General features: G+C 57.5%; 14 protein-coding genes and 2 tRNA genes. 8 read left to right on the top strand and 8 right to left on the bottom strand.

From position 1 onward, the window contains the following. Positions 1–7: 7 nt before the first annotated feature. The 3 genes from hpxX to hpxZ are packed head-to-tail and all read left to right on the top strand — an operon-like array spanning position 8 to position 1,964. Complete coding sequence (hpxX, locus tag HFD97_RS00080; protein ID WP_009091925.1) at positions 8–190, top strand: oxalurate catabolism protein HpxX; 183 nt, start codon at positions 8–10, stop codon at positions 188–190. After that, positions 187–1,584, top strand: a complete 1,398-nt coding sequence (locus HFD97_RS00075; protein WP_167431211.1) for an AtzE family amidohydrolase — start codon at positions 187–189, stop codon at positions 1,582–1,584. The genes hpxX and HFD97_RS00075 overlap by 4 nt, the downstream gene beginning before the upstream one ends. Then, positions 1,584–1,964: an oxalurate catabolism protein HpxZ gene (gene hpxZ, locus HFD97_RS00070; protein WP_167431212.1), complete on the top strand. Its 381-nt coding sequence runs from the start codon at positions 1,584–1,586 to the stop codon at positions 1,962–1,964. The genes HFD97_RS00075 and hpxZ overlap by 1 nt, the downstream gene beginning before the upstream one ends. Before the next feature lie 51 nt (positions 1,965–2,015). Here hpxZ and puuE read toward each other — a convergent pair whose 3' ends face one another. Genes puuE through HFD97_RS00055 form a run of 3 tightly spaced genes read right to left on the bottom strand, consistent with a single transcriptional unit; the run spans position 2,016 to position 4,454 of the window. Beyond that, positions 2,016–2,969: an allantoinase PuuE gene (gene puuE / locus HFD97_RS00065; RefSeq protein ID WP_009091930.1), complete on the bottom strand. Its 954-nt coding sequence runs from the start codon at positions 2,967–2,969 to the stop codon at positions 2,016–2,018. A gap of 34 nt (positions 2,970–3,003) precedes the next feature. Next, a complete protein-coding gene (hpxA, locus tag HFD97_RS00060) occupies positions 3,004–3,735 on the bottom strand; it encodes an allantoin racemase (RefSeq protein WP_009091932.1) in 732 nt (243 codons plus the stop codon). Further along, positions 3,732–4,454, bottom strand: a complete 723-nt coding sequence (locus HFD97_RS00055) for a GntR family transcriptional regulator (RefSeq protein WP_167431213.1) — start codon at positions 4,452–4,454, stop codon at positions 3,732–3,734. The genes hpxA and HFD97_RS00055 overlap by 4 nt, the downstream gene beginning before the upstream one ends. Positions 4,455–4,598: 144 nt before the next feature. Between HFD97_RS00055 and HFD97_RS00050 the strand changes: the two genes are divergently transcribed. Further along, positions 4,599–6,092: an NCS1 family nucleobase:cation symporter-1 gene (locus HFD97_RS00050; RefSeq protein ID WP_167431214.1), complete on the top strand. Its 1,494-nt coding sequence runs from the start codon at positions 4,599–4,601 to the stop codon at positions 6,090–6,092. A 64-nt stretch (positions 6,093–6,156) separates the two neighbouring features. Here HFD97_RS00050 and HFD97_RS00045 read toward each other — a convergent pair. Both HFD97_RS00045 and dnaQ read right to left on the bottom strand, forming a co-directional pair. Further along, positions 6,157–6,233, bottom strand: a tRNA-Asp gene (locus tag HFD97_RS00045). A 134-nt stretch (positions 6,234–6,367) separates the two neighbouring features. Continuing rightward, the gene (dnaQ, locus tag HFD97_RS00040; protein WP_167431215.1) at positions 6,368–7,099 is read right to left on the bottom strand and encodes a DNA polymerase III subunit epsilon; all 732 of its coding nucleotides are present in this window, start codon (positions 7,097–7,099) and stop codon (positions 6,368–6,370) included. Between the two features lie 51 nt (positions 7,100–7,150). Here dnaQ and rnhA point away from each other — a divergent pair, with 51 nt between their 5' ends. Then, positions 7,151–7,618 carry a ribonuclease HI gene (gene rnhA, locus HFD97_RS00035; RefSeq protein ID WP_009091940.1) on the top strand — a complete coding sequence of 156 codons (468 nt, stop codon included), beginning with the start codon at positions 7,151–7,153 and terminating at the stop codon, positions 7,616–7,618. On the opposite strand, the gene HFD97_RS00030 is transcribed toward rnhA, so the two are convergent. Beyond that, entirely contained in the window at positions 7,600–8,337 is a 738-nt protein-coding gene (locus HFD97_RS00030) for a class I SAM-dependent methyltransferase (RefSeq protein ID WP_046101290.1), read from the bottom strand. The genes rnhA and HFD97_RS00030 overlap by 19 nt on opposite strands. 43 nt (positions 8,338–8,380) lie before the next feature. Between HFD97_RS00030 and gloB the strand changes: the two genes are divergently transcribed. Both gloB and mltD read left to right on the top strand, forming a co-directional pair. Continuing rightward, positions 8,381–9,136, top strand: coding sequence for a hydroxyacylglutathione hydrolase (gene gloB, locus HFD97_RS00025; protein WP_167431238.1), 756 nt, complete (start codon positions 8,381–8,383; stop codon positions 9,134–9,136). Between the two features lie 71 nt (positions 9,137–9,207). Beyond that, entirely contained in the window at positions 9,208–10,584 is a 1,377-nt protein-coding gene (gene mltD / locus HFD97_RS00020; RefSeq protein WP_033736400.1) for a murein transglycosylase D, read from the top strand. Between the two features lie 73 nt (positions 10,585–10,657). Here the strand turns inward: mltD and HFD97_RS00015 are convergent, their stop codons facing one another. Continuing rightward, a complete protein-coding gene (locus HFD97_RS00015) occupies positions 10,658–11,473 on the bottom strand; it encodes an endonuclease/exonuclease/phosphatase family protein (protein WP_167431216.1) in 816 nt (271 codons plus the stop codon). Positions 11,474–11,729: 256 nt separating this feature from the next. Between HFD97_RS00015 and yafC the strand changes: the two genes are divergently transcribed. After that, positions 11,730–12,632, top strand: a complete 903-nt coding sequence (yafC, locus tag HFD97_RS00010) for a DNA-binding transcriptional regulator YafC (protein WP_009091951.1) — start codon at positions 11,730–11,732, stop codon at positions 12,630–12,632. Between the two features lie 108 nt (positions 12,633–12,740). Here the strand turns inward: yafC and HFD97_RS00005 are convergent. Further along, positions 12,741–12,817: transfer RNA gene (locus HFD97_RS00005), tRNA-Asp, on the bottom strand. Positions 12,818–12,973 lie beyond the last annotated feature (156 nt).

Raw genomic sequence — 12,973 nt, 5'->3', positions numbered from 1 at the left:
GTGAATCATGAATGAACATGAGTGGGCCAGCTACATCGGCCATATGGAGCAGATCCTGCAACTGACGCTGGACGATCCCCGCCGCGCCGAGCTGCTAATCCAGCTGTCGCGTATCGCGGAGATGGCCGCACCACTGATGGCGTTTCCGCTTGATGACCGGCTGGAAGTGGCGGGAGTGTATCAGGCATGAAAACAGGTGACGTTTCGATTCAGACGCTGCAGCAGGCGATCCGCCAGGGTGAGATCAGCGCTCGCGAGGTGGCCGAACAGACGCTGCAGGCGATTGAGCAGCACAACCCGGCGCTGAATGCCTGGACGGAAATCACCGGGCCTCGCATGTTGAAAGAAGCCAGCGCGGTTGATGCGCAGCGGCAGCGCGGTGAGCCCCTGCCCCCGCTGGCGGGCATTCCCTATGCAGTGAAGAACCTGTTTGATGTGGCGGGTCACAGCACGCTGGCAGGCGCCAGGCTGTTCAGCGACCGCCCCGCGGCGCAGGCGGATGCCTTCGCCATCGGCAAACTGCGCCACGCTGGCGCGCTGCTGTCGGGCATGCTGAATATGGATGCCTACGCCTATGGTTTCACCACCGAGAACAGCCATTACGGCCCGACCCGTAACCCACGCGATTTAAGCCGCGTCGCGGGCGGCTCGTCCGGGGGGGCGGCTGCCGCCGTGGCCGCCGGGCTGGTTCACTTTTCGCTGGGCACCGATACCAACGGCTCAATCCGGGTGCCCGCGTCGCTGTGCGGTATTTTTGGCCTGAAACCCACTTTTGGCCGGCTGTCACGCAGCGGCAGCCACCCCTTTGTTGCCAGCCTCGATCATATCGGCCCGCTGGCCCGGCGGGTGGAAGACCTGGCGCTGGTTTATGACCTGCTGCAGGGCGCAGACCCCGCAGATGCGTTTCAGGCCGTCCGGCCGCCAGAGGCCACGCTGCCCGGCCTGTCGCAGGGCAGTGAAGGGCTGCGCTGTGGCGTGCTGGGCGGTTTTTTTGCCCGCTGGTGCGATGAGGACGCCCGCGCGGCGGTGGCCACCGTCGCAGCCGCGCTGGAGGCGCAGGAGGAGGTGGTGATGCCGGAGGCGGAGCTGGCCCGTTCGGCAGCCTTTATCATGACCGCCGCCGAGGGGGGAAATCACTATCTGCCTGCCCTGCGTCAGAAGCCTGAGGTGTTTGAACCCAACTCACGCGAGCGTCTGCTGGCCGGCGCGATGATGCCCGGCGCCTGGTATGTGCAGGCCCAGCGCTTTCGTCGTCATTTCCAGCAGCAGGTGCTGCCGCTGTTTGATCGCTTCGATGTGCTGATCGCCCCGGCAACCCCCTGCAGCGCGATCACCATCGGTCAGCAGACGCTGTCAATTCAGGGTGAATCGCTGCCCGCCAAAGCGAGCATGGGCATGCTGACGCAGCCCATCTCCTTCCTGGGACTGCCGGTCTGTACCGTTCCGCTGGCGACCCGAAGCGGCCTGCCGATTGGGTTACAGCTTATCGCCCGCCCGTTTAATGAAGCGGCGGCATTACGTGCCGCCTGGACACTGGAACAACGCGGCATCACCCTGCCGCAAATCACGATGGCAGGAGCCTGATGAACAGAGTGATTAATTTACCGCAGGTGGTCAGCGAGGTGACGGCGCAGTTCTGGCGTTACGAAAAGGCGCTGGTGAGCAATGACGTGGCTGAACTGGATGCGCTTTTCTGGCACGACCCGCGCACCGTACGCCTCGGGGCCGGTGAAAATTTGTATGGCATCGATGAGATTCGCGCCTTCCGGGCTGCACGTCCCGCTGCGGGCCTCGACCGGACGCTGCGGAATACGGTGATCACCACCTTTGGCGAGGATTATGCGGTCTGCAGCACTGAATTTACCCGTGCCGGCAGTGATAAAATCGGCCGTCAGCAGCAGACCTGGGTTCGCATGCCGCACGGCTGGTGCATTGTGGCCGCCCAGGTCAGTCTGATGAGCTGATTATCGCCGGTGCGTCGCCTGGCCCGAGGGAGGCGACGCACCGGAACCGGCTTAGGGTGCCGGGTGTGTCGCGATCCAGTGATCGGCGATCTGCTGGCGGGTGCAGATCCAGACGTCGTCATGCTGCTGAATGTGGTCGAGGAAATTCTGCAGCGCACGGAATTTGCCCGGACGCCCCAGCAGACGACAGTGCATCCCGATCGACATCATCTTCGGCGCGGTCTCCCCCTCTTCATACAGCACATCGAAGCTGTCACGCAGGTAGGTGAAGAACTGCTCGGCGGTGTTAAATCCCTGCGGCGAGGCAAAGCGCATGTCATTGCACTCCAGGGTGTAGGGAATAATCAGGTGCGGCTTAACCGTGCCATCCTGACATGTCACCTGCGTCCAGAACGGCAGGTCGTCGCCGTAGTAGTCGCTGTCGTAGCTGAAGCCGCCCTGCTCCACCACCAGCCGGCGCGTGTTCGGGCTGTCACGTCCGGTATACCAGCCGGTTGGGGCTTTCCCAAACAGATCGGTCAGCACATCCACCGCCTGCTGCATATGCTGACGTTCGGTTTTCGCATCCACGCCCTGATAGTGGAGCCAGCGCCAGCCGTGACTGACCACATCGTAGTCCGCCTGTTTAATCGCTTCGACAACCTCCGGATGACGCGCCAGCGCCATCGCCACGCCAAACACGGTCAGCGGCAGACCGCGCTTCTGAAATTCATTGTGGATGCGCCAGAAACCGGCGCGCGAGCCGTACTCATAGAGTGACTCCATCGACATATGACGGTCGGCATAGCTGGCGGCACCGATGATGTCGGAGAGGAACTGCTCGGAGCCGGCGTCACCGTGCAGCACACTGTTCTCCGCCCCCTCTTCGTAATTCAGGACAAACTGCACCGCCACCCGGGCATTGTTGGGCCAGGCGGCGTGCGGCGGATGAGCACCATAACCGATCAAATCGCGCGGATAGTTTTTGTTAAAGCTGTACTCTTTCTTCTCTGCAGCGTCAGTCATTACTCGCTTCCTGTCTTCTGTCTGGAAAGTTCCGTTAGTTTAGATGCTGAAACGCACCTGAGAGAGGTTTCTGCAAAGGCCAGGCCAGATCGCCATGTTTGCTGGTGCCAAAGCCAAGCGCCACCAGCGACTCCACCATTTTTACGGCCGCGCCGACGCCATCAATCACCGGCAGCCCCAGCTCCTGCGTCAGGGAGGCGGCCAGCGTCGCCATGCCGCCACAGCCGAGCACAATCGCGCCGCTGCCATCTTCCCGTTTGGCCTGGAGGCAACGCTCACGCACTTTTTCCTGCGCCAGTCCGCTGCCATCCTCCAGCGCCAGTACCGGCAGATCGATGGCATGCAGCGCGGCACAGTGATGGGTAAAGCCATACTGCTGCAGAAGATGACGGGCAATCACCAGCGTGCGCGGCAGCGTGGTGACAATCGAAAAGCGCGTCGCCAGCAGCGTGGCGGTGTGCATCGCCGCTTCTGCGATACCGATGACCGGCCCGCTGGCCAGCTCGCGCGCCGCCAGTAATCCCGGGTCGCCAAAACAGGCAATCACATGTCCGCTGACGCCCTGCTCCCGCCCCAGCCTGACCTGCTCCAGCACCCCGATGGCCGCGATCGCCTCATCAAAATGCCCTTCAATGGAAGGCACACCCTGCGAGGGTGAAACGGCCAGAATGTCGGTGCCGGGTGCGGCAACCGCACGGGCAGCCTGAGCGATGGTTTCGGTCATCGCCAGGCTGGTGTTGGGGTTAATGACCTGAATCAGGCTCATGAGGCCGCTCCTTTGCCCGTGGCAAACAGTCGTGAAAAGTCGGGCAGCGTTTCACCGCTGCGCTCAAAGTGCAGGCTGGAAACAATATGCTCAAAATGGTGCTGCAGCGCCTCAGTCAGTGGCTGCAGCGCACGTGCCCGTAACAGGGTCAGCAGATGTGTGTGGTCGTCACAGCGGCAGCCGCGCTGCCACGGCGCGCCATAGGCGGCAATCACCAGCGACGAGCGCTGCGTGAGGCTGGTCACCATGCCGGTGAGCACCTGATTGCCGGAAATCGCCTGCAGCTGAATATGAAAGGCTGCCGAAAGCCGGATGGCTGCCGGGCCATCATGCGCGGCGTGGGCCTGATTCTCCTGTGCGATAAGCTGTTCCAGCGCCACCAGATGCGGGGGCTGCAGATGGGCCAGCACGGCGTGCAGATTGGCGCACTCCATTAAACTGCGGGTGGCGAAGATCTCCCGCGCCTCTTCAACGCCAGGGGTGGCGACCTGCGCACCACGTTTGGGCGTCAGGGTGACCATTTGCACCGCCGCAAGGCGCTGCAGTACTTTGCGAATGCCAGTGCGGCTTACTCCAAACACGCCGGAGAGCGCCTCTTCCGGCAGTTTACTGCCCGGCGGCAGCTGATGCTCCACAATGGCGGTCATCAGCGCCTGGTAGATCCCTTCATCTTTATCCTGCGTTCTGGCGGCGTCTCGCTGGCCTGTTTTACTTGACATTACCTGCTCCGGAAGCTCTCTGTACGCCACATATCGTATACGTGAACAGCAAATATTGTATACAGGAAAAGAAATCTGGCCTGAATCCTGCAATACGCCTTTACCAGATTATTCATTTCACTCTCGGGTATAGGAGCAGGTTTCATGCCAAATCATTCCACGGTGGCCAGCACGGCCTCTGACGCTAACGCCAGTTACAGCCCACGTCTCTGTAACGACGATCTGGCGCCCACCCGCGACCAGAACTGGTCGTGGTACAACATTTTTTCGTTCTGGATGTCAGATGTCCACAGCATGGGCGGCTATGTGGTGGCGGCCAGCTTCTTCACGCTGGGATTAGCCAGCTGGCAGGTGCTGCTCTGCCTGCTGGCCGGGATCTGCATCGTGCAGATCTGTGCCAATCTGGTGGCAAAACCGAGCCAGATGGCAGGCGTTCCCTATGCGGTGATCTGCCGTCAGGCGTTTGGCGTGTTTGGCGCGAATATTCCGGCGGTCATCCGCGGGCTGATCGCTTTTGCCTGGTATGGCATCCAGACCTATCTGGCGGCGAACGCGCTGATGCTGGTTCTGCTGAAGTTCGCCCCGTCACTGAACTCAATGACCGAGCCACACTGGCTTGGCCTGTCGCTGCTGGGCTGGTGCTGCTTTGGCGTGATGTGGCTGCTGCAGGCGATGGTCTTCTGGCATGGCATGAGCGCCATCAAACGGTTTATCGATGTGGCGGGTCCGGCTGTCTATGTGGTGATGGTGGCGCTGGCGGGCTGGATTGTATACAAGACCGGCTTTGATGGGATCTCTTTTACCCTCGCCAGTAAATCACTCACCCCGGGCGAGCAGACGTGGCAGATGATTACCGCAACCGCGCTGGTCGTCTCCTACTTCTCCGGGCCGCTGCTGAATTTCGGTGACTTCTCCCGCTACGGCAAAAGCATGTCAGAGATCCGTCGTGGCAACCGCTGGGGCCTGCCGTTTAACTTCCTGCTCTTCTCCGTGGTGACGGTGGTCATCGTGTCGGGCACCCAGTCGCTGTTTGGTAAAATGATCACCGATCCGATCGAGACCGTGAGCATGGTCGGCAACGACCTGGCGGTAGCGATTGGGCTGCTGACGATGATTACCGCCACTATCGGCATCAACATTGTGGCGAACTTTGTCTCACCCGCCTTCGACTTCTCTAACTGTTCACCGCAGAAGATCAGCTTCCGCACCGGCGGGATGATCGCCGCGGTGGGCTCGGTGCTGTTAACGCCGTGGAACCTGTTCCAGTCGCCTGAACTGATTCACTACACCCTGGATGTCCTGGGCTCCTTTATCGGGCCGCTGTTCGGGATTCTGCTGACTGATTTCTACCTGATCAAACGCGGACGCATCTCGGTCGACGACCTGTTTAACGCCACGCCAGCGGGCCGGTACTGGTATCGCGGCGGGTTTAACCCTAAAGCGATTGCCGCGCTGCTGCCGTCTGTAGCCATCTGCCTGGTGATCAGCTTCATCCCTTCCCTGCATCAGGTGGCGAACTTCAGCTGGTTTATCGGAGCCGGTCTGGCGGCAGGCTGCTACCGCTTTATCGCCCGTGAAGAGCGTGAAGCGGCAGACAGTATGCGCTGGCAGGGTGAGGTCGTGGCGCAGAAAGAGTAACCCGCCACGGAATCGCAGACAGCAAAAAGCCGATTCATTTCTGAATCGGCTTTTTTAAAGAGATTGGCGGAACGGACGGGGCTCGAACCCGCGACCCCCTGCGTGACAGGCAGGTATTCTAACCAACTGAACTACCGCTCCGCGCTTTGTTCCCCGTCGAGAACGAGGCGCATAGTAATGGCAGGCCGTTGCGGCGTCAACGCTTTTTCCTGACGACGCGATCGTTTGCCGTTTTTTTCAGCTCGCCGTTGATTTTATCCACAAATTTCCGTCATTCAGCCGCGCCACAGGCAGCTGCCGCCCTTTTTCATGACCAGATCCAGACGTGACTCATGGGCAACGATCTCCTCGTCGCTGGCCGTCACCACACGCAGTGCCGAGACGGGACGTACGATGCGCTGAATGCTCTCGCCCTGCGCCTGACGGGCGCTTTCACTTTCGGATAAAAACGACAGTGAAGTCTGCCCGCCGGTCATGGTCAGGAACACGTCCGCCAGGATCTCGGCATCGAGCAGTGCGCCGTGCAGCGTTCGCTTGCTGTTGTCTATCTCATAACGCGAACAGAGCGCATCCAGGCTGTTACGCTTGCCGGGAAACATGCGCCGCGCCAGCGCCAGGCTGTCGGTCACTTTGCAGAAGGTTTCGGTTTTCTCAATGCCGCGATTCAGCTTTGAGAACTCGTAATCCATAAAGCCGATATCGAACGGCGCGTTATGGATCACCAGCTCGGCGCCGCGGATATAGTCGAGAAACTCATCCGCAATCTCGCTGAACATCGGTTTGTCGGCAAGGAACTCATCTGCAATCCCGTGAACGCCGAAGGCTTCCGGATCGACCAGCCGATCGGGCTTCAGGTACATATGGAAATTGTTGCCGGTCAGGCGACGGTTAATCACCTCGACCGCACCAATCTCAATGATGCGGTGCCCCTCATAATGGACCCCGATCATGTTCATGCCGGTGGTTTCAGTATCGAGTACGATCTGGCGGTTATTTGCAGTGCTCATAAGACCCGTTTTATGTCAGACTTGACGCTTTTGAGAGGAAGTCTACCAGAGATGCGCAAACAGGTAGAAATATTCACCGATGGATCCTGTCTTGGAAATCCCGGTCCCGGCGGTTACGGGGCGATTTTACGTTATGGCCAGCATGAGAAAACCTTCAGCGCGGGCTATCGCCTCACCACCAATAACCGGATGGAACTGATGGCGGCCATTATTTCGCTTGAAGCGCTGACGCAGCCCTGCGATGTGGTGCTCAGTACCGACAGCCAGTATGTGCGTCAGGGAATTACCAGCTGGATCCATAACTGGAAAAAACGCGGCTGGAAAACCGCGGATAAAAAACCGGTGAAGAATGTCGACCTCTGGCAGCGTCTCGACCAGGCCCTCAGCACCCACAAGATTCAGTGGGAGTGGGTCAAAGGCCACGCGGGACATCCCGAGAATGAGCGCTGCGACGTGCTGGCGCGCAGCGCGGCGGAAAATCCCGCCTTTGAAGATATCGGTTACAAGAGCGAGTCCTGATCGTCTGCCTGCCGGAACTGGCGGGTAGCATTGACGGTCTGGCGGATCTGGCTGGGGCTCATGCTCTTCTTCGCCCGTGTCGGCAGCAGCGGGAAGGTGCGTTTACGTGCCACGACAATATTCAGGCATCCCAGCGCCGGTAAGTGGGCGCTGATCAGTTTTCCCCCCTGCCGATGCCACGGCACCACCTGAAACCGGGTGCGGTAAACCACCTCATAGTTCAGCAGGCTCAGCCAGTCGAGCAGACGCATCTGGCTGAACATCCGTCCGCTCCAGGGCGCCTTACGGCCTAACCCCGGAATCATTTTCGTGACCCCGAGCAGGCTGAAGGGATTGAAGCCGCTGATGATCATCCAGCCGTCGTCAATGAGTACCCTGTCCACTTCACGCAACACCCGATGCGGATCCTGGCTCCAGGCCAGCGTATGCGCCAGCAGACAGGCATCAATCGACTTAGACTCAAAGGGAAGCTGCAGGGGGTCAGCCAGCACCTGTAACAGCTCGCCCTCGCTGCCCACGTTGACCTGATGTGAAATAGCACAGTGTTCGGTGTTGATTTCTGCGCTGAGGTTGCCAAGCTTAAGCATATGAAAGCCATAAAGCTTTCCGAGGTAAGGCTGAAGCTGCTGGGTCAGCGCGTCGCGGAAATAGTCTCCCCACGGCATATCGCGCCACGATAGCGGAGCGTTCAGAATCTGGCGTGTTTTCGCGGGCTTCATGCTTTACGCTCTTCCTTATTCCTACGACCTGCTAGAGGTGATGATGAATCTTACCAGTATTCCTGCGTTGCAGGACAACTACATCTGGACGCTGAATAATGATGAAGGTCAGTGTCTGATTGTCGATCCCGGTGAAGCTCAGCCGGTATTAGAAAAAATGGCCTCTAACGGCTGGCAGCCGGTGGCGATTCTGTTAACTCACCACCACAACGACCATACGAGTGGGGTGAAAACACTGTGTGAGCATTTCCCGGCGCTCGAAGTTTACGGCCCGCAGGAAACGGTTGCCAAAGGGGCCAGAACGGTGGTCAGCGAGGGCGATCAGGTGACGGTGCTCGGCCTGACGTTCGGGGTGATTCATACCCCTGGTCACACTTTAGGACATATCTCATATTACAGCTCACCTTATCTTTTCTGTGGCGACACACTCTTTTCGGGTGGCTGCGGACGTCTTTTCGAAGGCACAGCAGAGCAGATGTATGAATCCTTTCAAAAGCTTAATCAGCTTCCGGATGAAACGCTGGTCTGCTGCGCGCATGAATATACTTTATCTAACCTGAAGTTTGCTGCGGCTATTCTGCCCCATGACCCGCAAATAATGGCCGAATATCAGAAAATTAAGGACTTACGCGCCGAAAATGGCATTAGTCTGCCCACAAAACTGGGGCACGAACGGTCAATAAATTTATTTCTCCGCACGCAAGATATTGATTTGCAAAGGGCGTTAAACGTTAACGTGAATGATGAACCCGTATGGCACACATTTGCCGTTCTACGCGAGAAGAAAGACGCTTTTTGATTTTTCGGGTTGTGTTGTGAAAAGTCGTCACGTATAGTTGCTCGTCTTTTAAGCGAACTATTGACACACACATGAAGGCTAAAGCGATCTTACTCGCCTCAGTCTTGCTGGTAGGATGTCAGGCGTCGAGGAACGATGCCAATATCCCCGAACAGCATGCACAGAGCCTGTCTTCAGCTGGTCAAGGTGAAAATGGAAAGTACGGAGACGAGTTTTTGTCGCCGCGATGGCAGGAAGATGGAACTGGCCTCGCAGCAGACGCAGATCTCTGGAGTTTCATTAGTGACGAGTTGAAGATGGGGATTCCGGAAAACCCGGCAATCCGCGAACAAAAAAGTAAATTTTTAAAAAATAAGAGCTATCTCCACGATGTAACATTACGGGCAGAGCCGTACATGTACTGGATAGTCGAGCAGATACAGAAACGTAAAATGCCGATGGAACTGGTACTGCTACCCATAGTGGAGAGCGCTTTTGACCCTCGCGCAACCTCATCCGCCAATGCCGCTGGTATCTGGCAGATAGTTGCCTCAACGGGTCGAAATTATGGTCTGAAACAGAACCAGTATTACGATGGGCGACGGGATGTTGTCGCATCCACACGGGTTGCGCTGGATATGATGCAGCGTCTTAACACCATGTTTGACGGTGACTGGTTATTAACCATTGCCGCTTACAACAGTGGTGAAGGACGTGTACTCAAAGCGATAAAACAGAATAAGGCGCGCGGTAAGCCGACTGACTTCTGGCACTTATCGTTGCCACGCGAAACCACGGTGTATGTGCCGAAAATGTTAGCTCTGAGTGAACTGCTCAAACATAACAAGCGTTACGGTATCAAACTGCCGACACCCAACGAAAGTCGTGCACTGGCACGGGTGGAAGTGGGTCAGCAGATACAGCTGACGCAGGCTGCCGAAATGGCAGGTATGTCGCTCACGAAACTGAAGAGCTTCAATACCGGCTACAAAGGCGGTGCAACCGCGCCAAACGGCCCGCACTATATTATGGTGCCGAAGTCGAACGTCGCCAGACTGCGTAACTCACTGGCGTCCGGTGACATCGCAGCCGTACAGCCAACTCAGCTTGCGAAAGCGAGCGCGAGCGGCGGGTACAAGGTGCGACGGGGTGATACGCTCTCGGGTATTGCCGCGAAGCTTGGCGTTAGCGTCTCCACACTGAAGCAGGATAATAACCTGCGCGGTGCCGATATCCGACCGGGTCAGACGCTGACTATCGGTTCGAATGGCACCCGACTGGCTGATAACGGCAACAGCATCACCTATCGTGTTCGTAAGGGTGATTCTCTTGACAGTATTGCACGGCATCACGGCGTCAATATCAAAGACGTGATGCGCTGGAACAGTGTGCTGGACAGCGCGAAAGATATTCAGCCCGGCGATAATTTAACGCTGTTTGTGAATAATAACGCGACACCTGATACCTGATACGTTGAAAAGGCTGACAATTGTCAGCCTTTTTCTTTTATTCATCCGCAGCCGTCTGCGCTGTACCCTCGCTTTACTCTTTCCTGTCTACCCCGGACTCCCGTCCTGAACTGAACTCCACCAGTAAAGGATTATGGTCGGAAGCCCGCGTCACCAGTACTGAGGCCTCACTCACCCTGAGATCGCGATAAAAGACAAAATCCAGCGGGCGACCAAACGCTTTACGGCGGTGGTCGGCAGTGAACATCACCTCTTCCAGCTTCATGCGCTGGGCAAAGCGGTAGAGCGCGTTAATGCGCTGACGGCTCCAGGCATTAAAGTCTCCGGCCATGATCACCGGACCGCGATGATGCATAATCTGCTCCCCTATCGGGCCCAGCTGTTTGCTGTAGACGTCGACGCCCAGGCTGAAGTTAACGGCGTGGATATTCACGACCATCAGCATTTCACCGGTGGGCAGAGGATAGGCCGTGACTAGCGCCGATTTAGCCAGCCTCAGCAGCGGCTCACGCTCACGCAGCGGGCAACAGTAGACCGGATGGGCAGAAGCGAGCGTCATCACGCCAGAGGGGTGCTGAGGCAGCACAAAGGCGGGAACCTGATCGGCAGCCAGATAATTACTCGTCGCAAACCGTACCAGCTCCGGCGTCGTCTGCGCCTCCTGAAGTAAAACCAGGTGCGCGTCCTTACCAAACCCCTCCAGCACCGACATCCAGTCTGCACGCTGCTGCTTGAAGATGTTCCACACCAGAACCTTAAGATTCGGATGCGCGGGCAAGGGAGCGCCGGGTGGCAGTGCCTGACCGAGATGGAGCATCGCACCCGGTGGAAAGATCTGTTCCACAGGTTGTCCCGCCACATATCGCATTGCATAAGTTTTTTTGCGCACTTTCCCGCCTGGCTGATGATTCAAAAACAGATAACACCTGTCTGTTATAGGGATTTTAGACCGGGGTTTCAATGGATGCAGGTCAATGTCAGAATTCAGCCCCCTTTTCCAGAATAAAACAGCGCCTTTGCAGACGTTGAACAAAACGCGGGGAGGCATGATTCGTGCGGTCATTGCTGACCAGACCTCTATACTGGAACCACAGCACTATCGGCCATCGCGTCGCGTCATCGCCACGTCCGTGCAGGGAGGTTAAATGAAGGCATCTTCTGACGAACTAAAAGTGTTTGTCAGCGTAGTAGAAAGCGGAAGTTTCAGTCGCGCTGCTGAACAGCTGCAGATGGCGAACTCAGCCGTCAGCAGAACGATTAAAAAGCTGGAGAACAAGCTGGGCATCGCCCTGCTCACCCGCACCACCCGGCAGCTGGCACTGACGCAGGAGGGAGAGCGTTATTTTCGTCATGTTCAGCGCTTTTTGCAGGAGATGACGACGGCGGAGAGCGACCTGATTGAGAGCCTGCAGGAGCCAAAAGGCCTTTTGCGCGTTGATGCCGCGACGCCGGTAATTCTGCATTTGCTGATGCCGATGATAAAGCCTTTCCGTGCCCGCTATCCAGGGGTGAGGCTTTCGTTAATCTCCTCGGAAAGTTTTATCAATCTCATCGAGCGAAAAGTGGATATCGCTATCCGCGCCGGTAATCTGACTGACTCTACCCTGCGCGCCCGTCTGCTGTTTAACAGCTTTCGTAAACTGGTTGCGTCGCCCGCCTATCTTCGGGAGCATGGCGTGCCGCACACCGTGGCTGAGCTTGATCGTCATCACTGCCTGGGCTTTGAGGACTCGCCCCGGCTTAATCGCTGGCCCGTCGCCCGTGACAGCGGTGAGCTCTATGATATCGACTGGGCTTTATCCTCCAACAGCGGAGAGACGATTAAACAGCTCTGTCTCACGGGTAATGGTATCGCCTGTCTGTCGGAATATATGATCGATCGTGAAATTGCGGAGGGAACGCTGGTTGAAGTGCTGGCAGACCAGCGCCTGCCGGTCGAGATGCCGTTCAATGCGGTTTATTACAGTGATACTGGCGTCAGCCAGCGTGTGCGCGCCTTTATTGACTTCCTCAGCGAGTGGAGTGCTGAACAACCCTGGCGCATCTGATATGCGCCCTGGTCCGGTGAGGATGCCTGCGTTCAGGGAGGGCTTTCCGGGCAGTATTTGCTGCAATGGAAAAAGCCCTGACCGTTAAGTCAGGGCTTTCCAATTAAGTGGCGGAACGGACGGGGCTCGAACCCGCGACCCCCTGCGTGACAGGCAGGTATTCTAACCAACTGAACTACCGCTCCACCGGTTCTTTCACAGCTGTCAACAGATGGCTGATAGCTGTTTGTTCCTATTGTTTTCCTTGTCAGGGGAAAAGGAACTAATTTGATGCCTGGCAGTTCCCTACTCTCGCATGGGGAGGCCCCACACTACCATCGGCGCTACGGCGTTTCACTTCT

The sequence above is a fragment of the Pantoea sp. EKM103V genome (genome assembly GCF_011800365.1).
Taxonomy (GTDB): domain Bacteria; phylum Pseudomonadota; class Gammaproteobacteria; order Enterobacterales; family Enterobacteriaceae; genus Pantoea; species Pantoea anthophila.
The sequence above is the reverse complement of the archived record's forward strand: the minus strand, read 5'-3'. Positions and strand labels throughout refer to the sequence as shown.